At 55.8% G+C, this 14,545-nt stretch carries 17 protein-coding genes; all 17 read right to left on the bottom strand.

Annotated elements, in window-relative coordinates; genetic code table 11:
• Positions 1 to 40: 40 nt before the first annotated feature.
• Positions 41 to 1,222, bottom strand: a complete 1,182-nt coding sequence (xseA, locus tag DXB92_RS05540; protein WP_207658585.1) for an exodeoxyribonuclease VII large subunit — start codon at positions 1,220 to 1,222, stop codon at positions 41 to 43.
• Positions 1,210 to 2,166 carry a metallohydrolase glycoprotease/Kae1 family gene (locus DXB92_RS05535; protein ID WP_021683204.1) on the bottom strand — a complete coding sequence of 319 codons (957 nt, stop codon included), beginning with the start codon at positions 2,164 to 2,166 and terminating at the stop codon, positions 1,210 to 1,212. Before DXB92_RS05535 ends, xseA begins: the two co-directional genes overlap by 13 nt.
• Positions 2,144 to 2,590 (bottom strand): transcription antitermination factor NusB, encoded by a 447-nt coding sequence (gene nusB, locus DXB92_RS05530; RefSeq protein ID WP_117733076.1) that lies wholly within the window; start codon positions 2,588 to 2,590, stop codon positions 2,144 to 2,146. Before nusB ends, DXB92_RS05535 begins: the two co-directional genes overlap by 23 nt.
• 253 nt (positions 2,591 to 2,843) lie before the next feature.
• Complete coding sequence (locus DXB92_RS05525) at positions 2,844 to 3,512, bottom strand: SpoIIIAH-like family protein (protein ID WP_117733074.1); 669 nt, start codon at positions 3,510 to 3,512, stop codon at positions 2,844 to 2,846.
• A 56-nt stretch (positions 3,513 to 3,568) separates the two neighbouring features.
• On the bottom strand, positions 3,569 to 4,114 hold the full coding sequence (locus tag DXB92_RS05520; protein ID WP_021683207.1) for a stage III sporulation protein AG: 546 nt from the start codon (positions 4,112 to 4,114) through the stop codon (positions 3,569 to 3,571).
• Positions 4,095 to 4,556 (bottom strand): stage III sporulation protein AF, encoded by a 462-nt coding sequence (locus tag DXB92_RS05515; protein ID WP_117732986.1) that lies wholly within the window; start codon positions 4,554 to 4,556, stop codon positions 4,095 to 4,097. The genes DXB92_RS05520 and DXB92_RS05515 overlap by 20 nt, the downstream gene beginning before the upstream one ends.
• A 3-nt stretch (positions 4,557 to 4,559) precedes the next feature.
• Positions 4,560 to 5,702, bottom strand: coding sequence for a stage III sporulation protein AE (locus DXB92_RS05510; protein WP_021683209.1), 1,143 nt, complete (start codon positions 5,700 to 5,702; stop codon positions 4,560 to 4,562).
• Positions 5,699 to 6,091: a SpoIIIAC/SpoIIIAD family protein gene (locus DXB92_RS05505; protein ID WP_021683210.1), complete on the bottom strand. Its 393-nt coding sequence runs from the start codon at positions 6,089 to 6,091 to the stop codon at positions 5,699 to 5,701. Before DXB92_RS05505 ends, DXB92_RS05510 begins: the two co-directional genes overlap by 4 nt.
• On the bottom strand, positions 6,088 to 6,282 hold the full coding sequence (gene spoIIIAC / locus DXB92_RS05500; protein ID WP_040648151.1) for a stage III sporulation protein AC: 195 nt from the start codon (positions 6,280 to 6,282) through the stop codon (positions 6,088 to 6,090). The genes DXB92_RS05505 and spoIIIAC overlap by 4 nt, the downstream gene beginning before the upstream one ends.
• Before the next feature lie 14 nt (positions 6,283 to 6,296).
• A complete protein-coding gene (locus tag DXB92_RS05495; RefSeq protein ID WP_181976924.1) occupies positions 6,297 to 6,800 on the bottom strand; it encodes a stage III sporulation protein AB in 504 nt (167 codons plus the stop codon).
• Entirely contained in the window at positions 6,797 to 7,684 is an 888-nt protein-coding gene (locus tag DXB92_RS05490; RefSeq protein WP_117732982.1) for an ATPase, T2SS/T4P/T4SS family, read from the bottom strand. The genes DXB92_RS05495 and DXB92_RS05490 overlap by 4 nt, the downstream gene beginning before the upstream one ends.
• A 328-nt stretch (positions 7,685 to 8,012) precedes the next feature.
• A complete protein-coding gene (locus DXB92_RS05485; protein WP_117732980.1) occupies positions 8,013 to 8,795 on the bottom strand; it encodes a Fic family protein in 783 nt (260 codons plus the stop codon).
• A gap of 251 nt (positions 8,796 to 9,046) precedes the next feature.
• Positions 9,047 to 9,664 carry a thiamine diphosphokinase gene (locus DXB92_RS05480; RefSeq protein WP_117732978.1) on the bottom strand — a complete coding sequence of 206 codons (618 nt, stop codon included), beginning with the start codon at positions 9,662 to 9,664 and terminating at the stop codon, positions 9,047 to 9,049.
• Positions 9,661 to 10,554, bottom strand: a complete 894-nt coding sequence (gene rsgA / locus DXB92_RS05475) for a ribosome small subunit-dependent GTPase A (RefSeq protein ID WP_117732976.1) — start codon at positions 10,552 to 10,554, stop codon at positions 9,661 to 9,663. Before rsgA ends, DXB92_RS05480 begins: the two co-directional genes overlap by 4 nt.
• A 4-nt stretch (positions 10,555 to 10,558) precedes the next feature.
• On the bottom strand, positions 10,559 to 12,691 hold the full coding sequence (gene pknB, locus DXB92_RS05470; RefSeq protein ID WP_181976923.1) for a Stk1 family PASTA domain-containing Ser/Thr kinase: 2,133 nt from the start codon (positions 12,689 to 12,691) through the stop codon (positions 10,559 to 10,561).
• 5 nt (positions 12,692 to 12,696) lie between these two features.
• A complete protein-coding gene (locus tag DXB92_RS05465) occupies positions 12,697 to 13,449 on the bottom strand; it encodes a Stp1/IreP family PP2C-type Ser/Thr phosphatase (RefSeq protein ID WP_117732972.1) in 753 nt (250 codons plus the stop codon).
• Positions 13,446 to 14,543, bottom strand: a complete 1,098-nt coding sequence (rlmN, locus tag DXB92_RS05460; protein ID WP_021683221.1) for a 23S rRNA (adenine(2503)-C(2))-methyltransferase RlmN — start codon at positions 14,541 to 14,543, stop codon at positions 13,446 to 13,448. The genes DXB92_RS05465 and rlmN overlap by 4 nt, the downstream gene beginning before the upstream one ends.
• Positions 14,544 to 14,545 lie beyond the last annotated feature (2 nt).

The raw sequence follows: 14,545 nt of genomic DNA, 5'->3' as shown, positions 1-14,545 counted from the left end.
CTCCTTTCCCAAAAACACGTAGTGTTATCTTATCTTTCTGTTATTGTACCTTTGCCGTGATCTCACCCTCTGCCAGCTGCACCCGCAGCACATCGCCGGACTGCACCTGTGCGGCACTGCGTACCAGTTCTTCGCCGTGGTACGCCAGTGCATAGCCACGCCCCAGAATCTTCATGGGGCTGAGCATGTCCAGACGGTTGGTCTGCTGCACCAGCTGTTCCTGACATTGCTGCCAGATCTGCCGGATACCCGCTTCCAGCCGCTTCTGCAAATGGCAGAGTTCCTGCTGTGCCAGTTCCTGCCGGTGTGCCGGTGACTGTAATTTCAGCCGGTCTTGCAGCCGTTCCAGTTCCTGTGCTTTCTGCCGGAACTGCTGCTGCATGGCGTTTTCCAGCCGGCGGGAGCAGTCCTGTACCTGCTGCAGCATCTGCCGCACATCAGGGACTGCCAGTTCTGCCGCTGCCGACGGAGTCGGTGCCCGCAGGTCTGCCGCCGCATCTGCCAGTGTCCAGTCGGTTTCATGCCCCACGGCAGAAACCACCGGCACGGTACAGTTGTAAATCGCCATGACCACCTGCTCCGTATTGAACGCCTCCAGCGTTTCCGAAGCACCGCCGCCCCGTCCGACGATGAGGACATCGCAGCTGTCCCGTTCCGCCGCCGCAATGGCACGGCAGACAGAAGCCGCCGCCGCATCGCCCTGCACCTGTGCCGGATAGACCAGCAGGTGTCCGATCGGATACCGCCTGCCGATAACATTTTTCACGTCCTGTAGGGCGGCTCCGGTATCGGAGGTAATGACACCGATTTTTTTGGGCATTGCCGGCAGCGGTCGCTTTGATGCCGCATCGAACACGCCCATTGCCGTCAGCTTTTTCTTGAGTTGTTCCAGTGCCAGAGCCTTTCCGCCGGTGCCGTCCGGCTGGAGATCTGTCACATAGATCTGAAAGGCACCGTCCCGTTCATAGAGGGCAGCGGAGGCGGCGGCAATGACGTTCATGCCCTCCTGCGGCAGAAATTTCAGCCGCTGAGCATGGCTCCGGAACATCACTGCCTTCACGCAGCTTTCCGCGTCACGCAGCGTGAAATACAGGTGTCCGGAACGATAGTGATTGGTGAAATTGGTGATCTCTCCCCGCACCAGAACGCTTTGCAGGGCACGGTCCTCTTTCAGCTTGAACCCCACATAGCGGTTCAGCTGGGTCACGCTTAAAATTGCCACAGTTTTCCTCCTTGCTTCCGCCATGCACCATAGACTGCCACACCTGCGGCATTGTCACAGGCGAACTCCGGTGCAGCAAACCAGCATTCCGCATTCGCCGCCAGCAGCGGACGAATCAGCTGGTTCGACATCACGCCGCCGGCATAGAGCACCGGCAGCTTGCCGTGCCGTTCCTGTGCCGCCTTTGTCATAGCGATCACAGTTTCCGCCACAGTCATCAGACAGAAACGGGCAATATCTGCCGGCGGTTCACCCTGCTCCAGCTTTTTCCGGCACTGGTTTTCCAGTCCGGACAGGCAGCAGTCTACGCCCCGTATCACCGGTTTGATCCGGAACGGTTTCCGGCTTTGCCGGGCAAGCTGTTCCAGTGCCTTGCCGCATGGAAACTGCAATCCCAGCATCAGCCCCACCCGATCGATCGCCTGTCCGGCTTTCAGATCTAGAGAGGTGCCGCAGGGGGTGATCTTCAAGGCAGCCTGCTCGTCCGGTTCGCAGTACAGGGAATCTGTCGTGCCGCCGCTGACGTGGAACGCCAGAAACGGTTTTTCACAGGCTCCCAGCCTGCCGGCAGAGTACAGTGCCGCCAGCACATGTCCCACCTGATGTGAGGTTTCATACAGGGGTACGCCGGTAACTGCGGCAACGGCACGGGCTGTGCCTACGCCGGTGAGAAAACAGGGCATATAAGAGCCGTCCACATTGCGGGGACGGGTGGAAACGCTGACACCGCAGACCGGATTTTCCGCCAGAAACGGACGGAGCCGTTCCAGCAGTTCCGGCAGCTGGCGGGTGTGATGAAATACCGCATCACTCTGCCGCAGTCCGGCTTCTCCGGCTTTCACCGGCAGCAGCTGTTTTTCCTGATGTACCTCGCCGGTTTCCAAGTCCAACAGTGCCGCGGACGTGGTATAGTTGCTGGTATCAATCCCCAGAATTTGTGCCATCGGCAGTGTCCTCCTTTACCGCCGGCTTCGAACGGGCATAGGCACCCAGTACGCCGTTGATAAAGGCGGTATCTTCTGCATAGGCATACGCCTGCGACAGGTGCACGGCTTCGCTGATGACTACGTTCACCGGTGTCTGGGGGAGATTTTTCAGTTCGTACAGTGCCAGCCGCAGAATCGAACGGTTCACCGCCGGCACACGGTTCAGGCTCCGCTGTTTACTGTATTCGGAAATGATGTTGTCCAGTTCCTCTGTCTGGGACATCACGCCGGAAACGTACTGCTTCACCTTTTCCGGAACCGGCAGTTCCAGCATTTCCTCTGTGGAAGCGTACAGATCCTCAATGGTGGTCAGTTCCTCGGCTCTTACCATTGCCTCGTACAGCAGCAAAAATGCGTATTCTCTGGTTTCGTGTTTTGTCATAACTACCTCCATATTCATATTCTGACATTTTCTGAAATTCTTGTCCGCCTGCAACGCTTTCTGCACTTTCGCAAAAAAGAAAGCTGCTGTAGACATTTTACAGCAGCTTTTCCCATGTATTGCTTTTGTTTCCTTTGGTATCTCTATAGAATTCCATAGAATCGAAAGAAACCGCATTTGGTATGCTGCCCGTTCCATGCCAGTCCGAACAAGTTCTTTCTTCTATTATACCAAAAAACAACGCCAGATACAACTATTTTACCTCAAAAATTCGAATATTTTCTGCCGGAACCGAAACTTCGCCCAAAATCACGTCTTTGATCGCCGCCGCCTGAGCTGCGTCCAGCCCCTCGGTCTGGACAACGACCTTGGCACTGTCCCCGTCCAGATAGACGATACAGTTGGAATAACCCTGTGCCTGAATCAGGGATTCGATCGTGCTTTCGCTTTCGATCAGCTTCGAAGTTTCCACAGCGGCAATGGCATCGGTCACCAGTTCGTCCTCTGTCCGATCTCCTGCCCCCAGCATGGACTGCAACGCCGCCACGCTTTCGTCACGGCTGGAAGTCCGTTCCAGTCTTGCCTGTGCGAAATAATTCTCCGCACTGCCGGCGGCGGCGTAGTCGGCTTCGACCTCTGCGGCAGTTTCTTCAGCAGGGGCTTCCCCGTTGGTGGAGTATGCCCCGTCTGCTGCGGATTCCTCTGCCGGTGTGCTGTCCTCTGCCGCAGGTTCGCTCTGTTCCGCTTCGGCGTTGACAAAGGCGGTGTCCCCGTAGGTCACGCTGTCCTTGGACTGCACCTGTGCCGTTTCCAGCTTGCCGTCGGACATGGCGTAGTTGACATAGACCGCAATGGCAAGCATCAGGGTCAGGCACGAGAGAATGATCTGTTTTTTTCCGATGATGAGAGATGGCTTTTTCATAATGTATTCCTTTCTGGTTTCAGGCAACACTGCGGTGTTGCCTTTGAGCGTGTTCACTACGCCGCCGGAACCACACAGATGCGGCTGGCGGCGAGATGCAGCACTGCCTGCACTGCCTTTGTCACACGCTCCTGTACCACTGCACTGGAAGCTCCGCTGCACACCACGATCACGCCGCTGATCTCCGGTGCAACTACCTGCTGCACCAGAGGCTGCTGGCTGCCGCTGTCGGAAACGATCACGCATTTCTTCTGGATCTTGGTGCGGGATTCTCCCTGCTCCTGTTCCTGATCCTGTGCGTAGATCGTTTCGGAGGTGCCGTCTGCGGTGAGCATGACCTGACAGGTGCCCACCCCTTCGACCTGCTCCAGAATCGACACCAGCTGTTGTTCGGTCTGCCGGCAGTACTGCTCCATGGAGAGGTCGGAAGCGGTGGTTTCTGTCCGGCTGGTTTCCGTCCTGGAGGACGGTTTCGCTTTGTCCGGCAGAAATCCGGACAGCAGGATCAGCACCAGTCCTGCAATGCCCAGAAAAACCACCAGCCGGACACCGTTTTCCCCTTTCAGTTTCTGCCGCAGGAATTCAAGAAGCTGTTTCCACATGTATCTTCACCTCTTTTCCCAGACAGTCTGTCAGCAGCGGTTCTGCGGCAGCAGGATCCGTGCAGTACACTGTGACTTGTTCTATCTCTATGCAGTTGTCCCCGGAGATATACATCTCCGCTTCTGCCTGTGCATCGGCAATGCCGTGCTGCCACAGCATTGCCTCCAGCGATTCTTCCAGATTCGCCACCGCCTGTTTTTGGGTTGCCTGTGCGGCGGCGGCTTCCAGTTCCACCGCGGCGGTTTCTGTGTCCGGTTCCCAGTCCGGCTGAAAGGCTGCTGCCCCTTGGCTCAACGGCGTTAAAATTCCCAGCACAAACACTGCCGACAGCAGCAGCCGCAGCTGCCGGTCAAATCGGGCGTTGGGTTTCAGGGCATCTAACACGCCGCTAAGAATGCTGATGACGCAGGTCACCAGCACCACTGCACGCATGGCTTCCATGGCTTATACCGCCCCCTTTCCAATGGTCATGGCAATGGCAGTGGAAACCACGAACATCACGCCAAAACAGACCAGCAGGGCAAAGGCGATCGCCAGAGCCTGCTGGGTGCCGCGGAGCAGCCGGAGCAGGCTCCTGGTGCCGAACAGTTCTGCGGCAGCGGCTCCGATCGCCACCACGCCCCGATACAACAGCAGCTGCACCAGCGGCGGCAGAAACAGCACGCACAGGGAAACCATTCCCACTACGCCGGTGGTACTCCGCAGCATTTGCAGACTGCTCCGCACGGTGGTGTAGGCATCAGAAACAGCACTGCCCACCACCGGCACAAAATTGGCAATGACATACTTGGTGGTTTTGGATGCCGCGGTGTCTACACTGCTCCCCAACCAGTTCTGCATGGAGAGTACCCCCAGAAATACGGTCATCAGCAGTCCCAGAATCCACGTGGTACACTTGCGGGAGAGCCGCAGCAAACCGCCTACCGACACCGACGGACTGACGGCATCGACAATGGCAAGGGAAAATCCCATGGTGCACAGCGGCAGCAGCACACGGGTGATCAACTGCATCACGCTGTCCGCCAGCAGAACCACGGCAGTCTGGTATGCCACGGCTCCGCTAAGCGTGCCGCTTGCCGCGAGAATTCCGGCAAACACCGGCACAAACAGCATCATGAATTCCGCCCCTTGGGTGAGAGCACTTTCCACAGCGGCAAAGCTGCGGCACAGCGGCTCGGTCAGTACGCCTACCGCCGCCAATGCACAGACAAACTCATAGACCTGTCCGGTGCCGCGGTGCCTGGCGTTGTCCTGTACGCTCTGCAATAACGCCGCAAATAAAATTACTGTCAGCAGCCCTCCCAGCATGGCAAACGGACGGCTGATACGTCCCGACAGATACGCGGAAAACACCTGCCAGATGCGGGAGAGGGTAAAGGATTCTCCTGCCCCGCCAACATCGGTAAAGGACAGCCCCAGCTGTTCCAGCACCGACTGTATGTCCCAGTCCAGCTGCTCCGTGAGTTCCGCAGAGCCGCTTTCCTCTGCCAGTGTTTCCGCAGGAGATTCCGCCGCCAGAACCGGACAGGAGCACCACAGGCTGCACCCCAGCACCAGCAGCGGCAAGAGGACTTTCCACAATTTCATGACAACACCTCCGTCACAGTCCGCAGCAGCGTTTCCAGCAGAGGCAGGGACAGCAGCACCAGCGACAGCCTGCCCCAGAGTTCCACCGTCTTTGCCAGTGCCGACTCGCCGCAGTCCTGACACAGGTCGCCGGCGATACCGGTAATATAGCAGATGCCCAGTGCTTTCCACAGGATTTCCAGATATGCCGCCGGCAGACTGGTTTTTGCAAAGAGTTCCTGCATCTGGCTGACGATAGGCGTGAGGTACGCCGCCGCTGCAATGCCCACTGCCGCACAGGCTCCGAGGACACAAAACAGGGCGTGCTCCCGACAGTACTGTTTCAACAATGTGGAAAAGATCGCCGCCGTGATGCAGACTGCCGCCGCAGTTACGGTTTCATCGATCATAGCCCGAACACCGACTTCACCCGTTCGAACAAGGTGCCGATCTGGTCTACCAGCAGCATCAGCACCACCACCAATCCGGCAAGTGTTGTCATCATCGCCTGTTCCTCCCGTTCCGCCCGTTTCAGCACCAGATTCAGCACTGCCACAATAATGCCTGTACCGGCAATCTTAAAAATGAGATCGATCTCCATTGCCACTTTCCCTTTCAACAAAGCAGTATCGCCGCCAGCAGTCCTCCCAGCAGCCCCAGACTGCAATACAGCCGCTGCCGCTGCACACATTTTTCTCCGGCTTCCGCCGCATAGGGCTCCAGCTGCATGCGATACTGTGCCAGCGTTGCCGCCTGTCCGTCCAAGTCGCTGGCTCCCAGTTCTTCCCCCAGCGGCAGCAGCAGTTTCTTTGCCGGATCCGGCACTGCCTTGTCCTGCCGGATCCCTGCCGCCCACGCCTCCGCCAGCGGCAGCCCCTGTTCCATGCCGGAAAGCACTGTCACCGGAAACTGAAACGCTGCATAAGCGGTTTCCCGACAAAGCTGTTCCAGCAGTTCCTGCACCGTCAGACTGCGGAACGCGATCTGCACCGCGATTTCCCGCAGCATCTGACAGAGCCGTTCCAGATTGGTGCGTTCCTGCCGCAGCCGCATGGCATACAGGAATCCGATACCGCCGCCGCTGCAAACTACCAGCAGCAGTCCCAGCCACTTCATCATGCTGTCACCTGCCGCAGCGTCCGGACAACGCCCTGTTCCTGCACGGACAGAATCGCCGCATAGCGGAACACGCCCTGTTCCAGCAGCTGCCGCAGCACCGGACGGCGTTCCAAGTCCTCCCATGATGTTCCGTGGGCAGAGGCGATCACCGGCACGCCGCACCCGTGTATCCTCAGAATGGCTTGTGCATCTGCCTCTGTGCCGATCTCGTCACAGACCAGCACCTCCGGTGTCATCACCCGCAGTGCCGTCAGAAGTCCCTCTGCACGGGGAAAACCGTCCAGCACATCGGTGTGCAGTCCCACATCATACTGGGGCACACCGTGGTGCACAGCGGCAATTTCGCTGCGTTCGTCCACCAGTGTCAGCCGGTGAGAAGCCCCCAGAAGCCGGCACAGATCCCGCAGCATGGTGGTCTTTCCGGAGCCGACTGCCCCGACCAGCAGCAGGCTGGCAGGCTGCCTGGCACAAGTCCGGCGGTACAGCGATTCGGCACAGCCGGTCACGGCGTGGGAAACGCGGAAGTTCAGTCCGCTGATATGCCGCATCTGCACCAGTTTGCCTTCCTGATAGACTGCCGAGCCGGCAATGCCCACCCGATTGCCGCCGGCAATGGTGACGAAGCCCTCTGCGATCTCCTTTGCATAGCGGTAGACGGAGTATTCACACACCGCCTGAAACACCTGTTCCACGGCTTTCTGGGAGAGGACACTCTCCGGCTGCAATAACTGTTCCCTGCCGTGAATCTGTATGCAGACGGGGCGTTCTGCCCGCAGCCGAATCTCCTGTACCTGTGCCAGTTCTGCCGCCGAAAGCTGCTGTATCCGGCTGCGGATCTGCGGCGGCAGACAGTGCAGCACAGCCTGTATTCCATTCTGTTCCATACGTCCTCCTGTCGGTCATGGGCTGTCCCTGTGTTTGTCCCATTCTATGCACATCATCGGACGAGTATGCAAAAAACCTCCGTGCACCAATTCAGGTACACGGAGGTCATAGAATATTGAAGCTGCCGGCTGTGTTTCGGGAAGCCTACTGGGGGAAAACTTTCTGAGGAAAGTTTTTCCCCAGACCCCTTTTCAAAGACTTTTATTCCATTTTTGTGGATAGGGGCTATAGCCCCTATCCACAAAAATAAAGTGAAGTTTTCGGAAGGGAGTTTGAGGGAGAACCCTTTTTCAAAAGGGTTTCCCTCAACAGACTGCCCCAATGCTGTTACAGCTTCCAGTTTTTATGTTGCTCTACCAGTGCACTGGAAATGGTTTCAGTGTGATCGTAGTCGATTTCGAAATAGTCCAGCACAGCTTTCATGTCGTCCTGCATAGACAGGAACACGTCCAGCAAACGGTTGGGCTTGCCCTGTGTCTGCCATTCTTTCAGACCAGCGTAATAGAACATCTTGCTTTCGCTGTTGATGTAGAACGGCACAATGTCGTTTTCCAGACACATTTTCAGAAGCAGAAGTCTGCCGACTCTGCCGTTGCCGTCATAAAATGGGTGTATCTTTTCGAACGCCATATGAAACCACGCAATTTCATAGAAGTCCGGCTGCTGTAAATTCTGATAAGTTTGCAGCAGCTGTGCCATTTGTGCGGATACCTCACTGGGCTTCGCCGTTTCGATGCCGCACACCACATTGGCGTATTTCTTATAATCACCGATCACGACTTCCGGATTCTGTTGTGTCATCAGTCCGGCTTTCAGAATGCGGTGCATCTGCTTCACGTATTCCTCCGACAGCGGTTCGGAAATGGTGTCCAGCACCCAGTCCAGACACCTGAAATGATTCGCCGTTTCAAAAACATCGTTGACGAACACAGCACCGTCCACGCTTTGGGTTTCGAAAATATAACAGGTCTGTTCATGAGTCAGCCTGCTGCCCTCTATATGATTGGAATTATAGGCAAAATCCACCTGCATTTTATGATAGATCCCACCGTGGATTCGATGATTCTTCTCGAAAAGAAGCGTTTCTTTTAGTTCTCGTTTTTCGCTCATTCGTTCCTCCTGCCAAATCAGATTTTATGGCGATGTCTGGGAAAGCTTGTTGAGGGAAACCCTTTTGAAAAAGGGTTCTCCCTCAAACTCCCTTCCGAAAACTTCACTTTATTTTTGTGGATAGGGGCTATAGCCCCTATCCACAAAAATGGAATAAAAGTCTTTGAAAAGGGGTCTGGGGGAAAACTTTCCTCAGAAAGTTTTCTCCCAGCAGGTTTTCCCAGACACTGCCACAAATCTGATTTGCCGCATCAGTCTTTCGCATACATCACCAGCAAATCGCCCTTGCCCACAGTCACCTTTGCCGTTTTTGCGAGGATCTCGTTGCTGACACCCAGCGGAAACGCGTTGGAAAATACCCCGTGACACAGCGGGTACGCCACACCCTCCAGCGTGACATCTTCGCACCGTTCCGTCATGGCAAACAGAGAAAAGTACATGCCCTCCCGTCTGGGATACGATGCCGTTCCGCCACGCTGCAGCGTGATCCAATGGGCATGGTCTACCAGTATGCCCTGTGCGTTCCGGTCTGCCAGAAACCGCAGCATCTGAAGATTTGCCACCATGTGATCCAGTCTGCCGCCCAGTGCACCGTAAAAAATCAGACGGCTGCACCCCGCAGACAAGGCATATTTTGCCGCCAGCAAAATATCCGTGTCGTCCTTTTCCGGCGAAAACGCTTCCACATTCTCCCCGGCGGGAACACTGCCCAGCGAATCGAAATCGCCCATGATGCGGTCGGGAACGATTCCCAGAGCCTGTGCCAGACGCACGCCGGCATCGGCACAGAGATACAAGTCTGCCTGCGGCACCGGCGGCTGTAACTCCGGCTGTACCGGTGCTCCTGCAAAAATCACTGCCTGCTTCATGATTCCCACGCCTTTCGCTGCTTTGCCGTCTGATACAGAGAAACGTAGGCATCATGACGGCTCTTGGAAATTTTTCCCGCCTGCACAGCTTCTACCACGGCACAGCCCTTTTCACAGACGTGTGCACAGTCGCTGAACCGGCACTGTCCCAGATAGGGCTGGAACTCCGGAAAGCAGTCTGCAATGCGTTCCTTGTCCATTTGCAGATACTGCTCCACCTCAAAGGTGGAAAATCCGGGCGTGTCCGCCAGATAGCCGCCGGCACAGGGATACAGCTGTACCTGTCGGGTGGTGTGCTTGCCGCGTCCCAGCTTCTCGCTGATCTCTCCGGTGGCGATTTGCAGGGACGGGTCAATGGCGTTGAGCAGCGTGGACTTCCCCACGCCGGAATTGCCGGTCATCATGCTGATTTTTCCGGCAAGGCGTTCCGACACGGCGGCGACCGTTTCCGGCTTGTCGTATTCCACCGGATACACCGGAATGCCGGCATCGGTGTACAGCTTTTCCAGCTGTTCTCCGCGGTGCAGATCCATTTTGGTGAGCACCACTGCCGGCTGAATATCCTGATAAATGGCAACCGTCAGGAAGGAATCCAGCAGCAGCAGATTCGGAGCAGGGTGACAGGTAGACACCACAAAGAAGATCTGATCCAGATTGGACACCGGTGGTCTTAAAATGCTGTTTTTCCGCGGCAGGATCTCCTGGATCACGCCGTCCTCGGACAGCTGCACATAGTCCCCCACATAGGGCGTGATGCCGCGTTTTCGAAAGATGCCTCTTGCTTTACAGGTGCAGATACCGGAAAAGGTCTCTACTGTATAGAGACCTCCTACCGATGTGATAATTCTGCCCTGTGCGGTTTCGGGAATGGCAACAGGGAGATTTTTCATCAGATCATTCCACCTCCGATGGTGCACCGTCCGGTGCGGCAGTTTCTGCCGGTGCCGCAGTCACTGCCGGAACAGTCTGCACTGCAACTCCGCTGAGAGCACCCTCGATGTTCTCGCTGGACGCAGTGAACTTCTTATTGGCAAAGTCAAACGTGTACGTTCCCAGCACCTCGGTCTTGCCGCTTTGTGCACTGGTAATCGAAACCTTTACCACCTTGCTGCCCTTGCCCTTGACTTTCACGCTGACAGAAGCATTGGTCAGGCTCTCGGCAACGAACTGGCGGGAGGCAATGACACCGTCCTCATCGGTGGTGAAGCTCAAGGTGTACATGCCGCTCATGTTGGAAACCGGCAGGTTCTCCAGACCATAGGTGACTTCACCCTCCGGCTGTTCGCCGTTGCTGACATTCAGCTTAATGGTGGAACCGGAAACCACGACCTTGCCCGGTTCCGGATCCTGCTCGGTGACGATACCCTTTTCTTCCGTAGAGGGCACTTCGGTGATCTCCAGCTTCAGCTTGCGGCTGTCCGCCTCTTTCTGGGCATCTTCCTGTGTCATGCCCACAAACTTCGGCACGTCGGTTTCGTCTACGGCAACACCCTGACTGACGTAGATCACTACGTTGGAGCCAACGGCAACTTCCTCATTCATTGCCGGATCGGTACGAATAACGTGGTCGGCTTCGATGTTCTCCTCGGAGGTGCTCTGGGTTTTCTTCTGCTCCGCAGTCAGTCCCAGTGCCTTGAGGGCATCTTCTGCTTCCTGTGCTGTATAGTTGGTCAGGTCAGGGATCTGTACCTTCTGCACACCCTTGCTGACGGCAACTGCCAGTTCGATCTTGCCGTCCTTGTTCTTCTTGACGAACTGTCCGGCTTCGATGCTCTGCTTATAGATGATGTTTTCTTCATACTTGTCGGTGTAGTCCTGCTCCGCCACTTCAAAATCGATGTTGGGGTAGTTCAGCACTGCATCATCGTAGTTCATGCCGATCACCTTCGGCACTTCATCGGTGGAGCTGTTGGAACCGTTGGTACCCTGTCCCACGATCAGGAAAATCACGATTGCGGCAACGACCAGCACAACAATGGTGACTGCCGTCAGAATCGGAATGACCAGCGACTTGGACTGCTCCGGTTCCGGCTCGTTTTCCGGCGGATAGTCCTCGTAGTAATCGCCGCGGCCACCGCCGCCGTTCTGCTCATAAGCCACCCGTTCCCGCTGGGGTGCCCGTCTGTTTCCGGTTTCCGGCGGGGTGAAATACTGGGTCGGCTCCGGAGCGTTATAATAGCCGAAAATGATCTGATTGTTCGCCTTGAACGCTTCAATGTCCCGAATCATTTCTGCCGCCGTCTGGTACCGCTTGGAAGCGTCTTTCTCCATGGCGTGCATGATGATCTCCTCCAGACCGGAGGGAATATTCGGGTTGATGTCACGGGGACGCACTGCCACATTCTGCATATGCATCACGGCAATGGAAACCGGATTGTCCGTGTCAAAGGGCTTTCTGCCGGTGAGCATCTCGTAGAACATGACACCCACGGAATACAGGTCGCTCTTGGCATCGGTCACGTCACCCCGTGCCTGTTCCGGACTGATATAGTGCACCGTGCCGATCGCCTGATCGGTCGCGGTACGGCTTTCCTCGCGGGCGAACTTGGCAATACCAAAGTCCATGACCTTGATGGTGCCGTCTGTCAGCAGCATGATGTTCTGCGGCTTGATGTCACGGTGTACGATACCGCGGTTGTGGGCGTGCTGTAGTGCCCGCAGGATCTGCACGACAAAGTGCACCGCATCTTTCCAGTTGAGCACGTGTTCGCTGTCGATGTAGTCTTTCAGCGTAATGCCGTCAATGTACTCCATGACGATATACTGCATCTTGTCCGAAAAGCCCATATCGTAAATTTTTACAATATTCGGGTGGGACATCATGGCGATTGCCTTGGACTCGTCGCGGAACCGCCGCTGGAATTCTTCACTCTCGGAGTATTCATTTTTGAGAATCTTCACGGCAACAACACGATTATCCAGCACATCTGATGCACGATAAACATTCGCCATGCCGCCTTCGCCGACCAGATCTGTCAGTTCATAGCGACCGTCCAGCCGTGTTCCTATCAGTTTATCCTTATCCATGCTTCTCATTCCTCCGTATTATGTGACACAGTTGCAATGGCAACTGAAATATTATCTCGTCCACCCTTTTCCAATGCAGCGTCGATCAGCTTCTGAGCAGTTTCGGTATCGGAAACATCTTCCTGCAAGACCTCCTGTATTTCTGCATCGGAGCAGAATCCGGAAAGACCGTCAGAACAGAGCAGCAGCCGATAGGTCTGCCCCTCCTCCAGATCAATGCGGAAGAAATCCGGACACACTGTCCGTTCTACCCCCACCGCTTTCATCAGCATATGCCGCTTGGGGTGGGTTTCCATTTCTTCTTCTGTGATCTGTCCGGTTTCCATGAGCATATGCACCACGGTGTGGTCAGTGGTCACCTGCTCCATGGTTTCCCTGGTCAGCAGATACGCCCGACTGTCGCCGACGTTCGCCACGGCGATGTATTCCGCTGTCACAAAAGCGGCTACACAGGTCGTCCCCATGCCAAAGTTCTGGTAGTCCATGCGGGCGGTCGTATATACTACGGAATTCGCCGCAGACACGGAGGAAAGCAGAAGCGAACGCACGCTGTATGCGTCCATGTCCTCGGTGTAGCCTTCTTCAAAATGTTCAAAAAAGACGTCTATCGCCATAGAACTTGCCTTGCTGCCGGAGCGTTCGCCGCCCATGCCGTCACAGACGACCAGCAGCAGATTCTCTCCGAACTGCCGCGTTCCCACGCGGTCCTGATTTTCATCTCGAATATAGCCAATATGTGTTTGCGATGCACTCGTCAATTTTTACCACCTCCAAAGAGCGTGTTGCCGGATTCATTTTTCACAGTTTGTGCGGCGGTTTGTTTCTGTTGGTCTGCGTCACGCCGCAGCTGTCCGCATGCCGCCTGTATGTCGCTGCCCAGTGTCCGCCGGATCGTAGCGTTGATGCCCAGTCCGGTCAGTTCTCTCTGGAACCGTTCCACATCTTTCCGGAACGACCGGAATGAACGTTCCCTGATCGGATTCACCGGAATCAGATTCACATGGCACTGCATGCCGCGGAGCCGCCTGGCAAGCTGCAGGGCATCTGCCCTGGTATTATTCACACCGTTGATGACTGCATATTCAATGGTCACCCGTCTGCCGGTGGTGTCGAAGTAGTAGCGGCATGCGTCCAGCAGTTCCTCCACCGGATACCGCCGGTTTATGGGCATGATCTCACTGCGGTGCCGGTTCTCGGGGCTGTGGAGAGATACCGAAAGAGTCACTCCCAGCCGCAGGTCTGCCAGCTGCCGGATCCGCGGCACCAGTCCGCAGGTGGAAAGTGCCACGTGCCGCAGGCTCATCTGCATGCCGTCGGGGTGTGAGAGAATGCGGAAAAACTGCACCACATTTTCAAAGTTGTCCAGCGGCTCGCCGATTCCCATCAGCACAATGCTGTCAATGCGGCAGCCGGCATCCCGCTGGGTTTCGTAAATTTGCAGCAGCAGTTCCGACGGCATCAGATCCCGCACATAGCCGGCAATGGTCGATGCACAGAACTGGCAGCCCATACGGCAGCCCACCTGTGTGGAAATACAAAGGCTTTTTCCGTGGTGATAATCCATGAGAACCGTTTCCACAAAGTTGCCGTCCGGCAGCTCATACAAGTATTTTACCGTATCATCGGTAGAAGATGCAAGCCTTCTTGCAATATTTAGTCTATTTATACAAAATTTTTCGTTCAGCTTCTGCCGGAGTTGGAGAGAAAGTGTAGTCATTTGGTCGAATTCCGTGACCTGCTTCTGGTGAAGCCATGAAAAAAGCTGTTTGGCACGGAATTTCGGTTCCCCCATCTCCGCCAGATGCTGCCCCAGCACTTCCGGTGTCAGGGACAGAATGTCGATTTTTTCCATTG

Origin of the sequence: Ruminococcus sp. OM06-36AC, assembly GCF_003438725.1 — a bacterium.
In the GTDB taxonomy this organism is placed as follows: domain Bacteria; phylum Bacillota; class Clostridia; order Oscillospirales; family Ruminococcaceae; genus Ruminococcus_C; species Ruminococcus_C callidus.
The sequence above is the reverse complement of the archived record's forward strand: the minus strand, read 5'-3'. Positions and strand labels throughout refer to the sequence as shown.

Excerpts from the sequence above, each read along its gene's own strand:
- DXB92_RS05535 (WP_021683204.1), bottom strand. The coding sequence starts at position 2,166 with ATGGCACAAATTCTGGGGATTGATACCAGCAACTATACCACGTCCGCG.
- DXB92_RS05515 (WP_117732986.1), bottom strand. The coding sequence starts at position 4,556 with ATGGAAGCCATGCGTGCAGTGGTGCTGGTGACCTGCGTCATCAGCATT.
- rsgA (WP_117732976.1), bottom strand. The coding sequence starts at position 10,554 with ATGAAAAATCTCCCTGTTGCCATTCCCGAAACCGCACAGGGCAGAATT.
- pknB (WP_181976923.1), bottom strand. The coding sequence starts at position 12,691 with ATGGATAAGGATAAACTGATAGGAACACGGCTGGACGGTCGCTATGAA.
- DXB92_RS05485 (WP_117732980.1), bottom strand. The coding sequence starts at position 8,795 with ATGAGCGAAAAACGAGAACTAAAAGAAACGCTTCTTTTCGAGAAGAAT.
- DXB92_RS05495 (WP_181976924.1), bottom strand. The coding sequence starts at position 6,800 with ATGATGAAGTGGCTGGGACTGCTGCTGGTAGTTTGCAGCGGCGGCGGT.
- DXB92_RS05520 (WP_021683207.1), bottom strand. The coding sequence starts at position 4,114 with ATGTGGAAACAGCTTCTTGAATTCCTGCGGCAGAAACTGAAAGGGGAA.
- nusB (WP_117733076.1), bottom strand. The coding sequence starts at position 2,590 with ATGACAAAACACGAAACCAGAGAATACGCATTTTTGCTGCTGTACGAG.
- spoIIIAC (WP_040648151.1), bottom strand. The coding sequence starts at position 6,282 with ATGGAGATCGATCTCATTTTTAAGATTGCCGGTACAGGCATTATTGTG.
- rlmN (WP_021683221.1), bottom strand. The coding sequence starts at position 14,543 with ATGGAAAAAATCGACATTCTGTCCCTGACACCGGAAGTGCTGGGGCAG.
- DXB92_RS05505 (WP_021683210.1), bottom strand. The coding sequence starts at position 6,091 with ATGATCGATGAAACCGTAACTGCGGCGGCAGTCTGCATCACGGCGGCG.
- DXB92_RS05480 (WP_117732978.1), bottom strand. The coding sequence starts at position 9,664 with ATGAAGCAGGCAGTGATTTTTGCAGGAGCACCGGTACAGCCGGAGTTA.
- DXB92_RS05510 (WP_021683209.1), bottom strand. The coding sequence starts at position 5,702 with ATGAAATTGTGGAAAGTCCTCTTGCCGCTGCTGGTGCTGGGGTGCAGC.
- DXB92_RS05490 (WP_117732982.1), bottom strand. The coding sequence starts at position 7,684 with ATGGAACAGAATGGAATACAGGCTGTGCTGCACTGTCTGCCGCCGCAG.
- DXB92_RS05525 (WP_117733074.1), bottom strand. The coding sequence starts at position 3,512 with ATGAAAAAGCCATCTCTCATCATCGGAAAAAAACAGATCATTCTCTCG.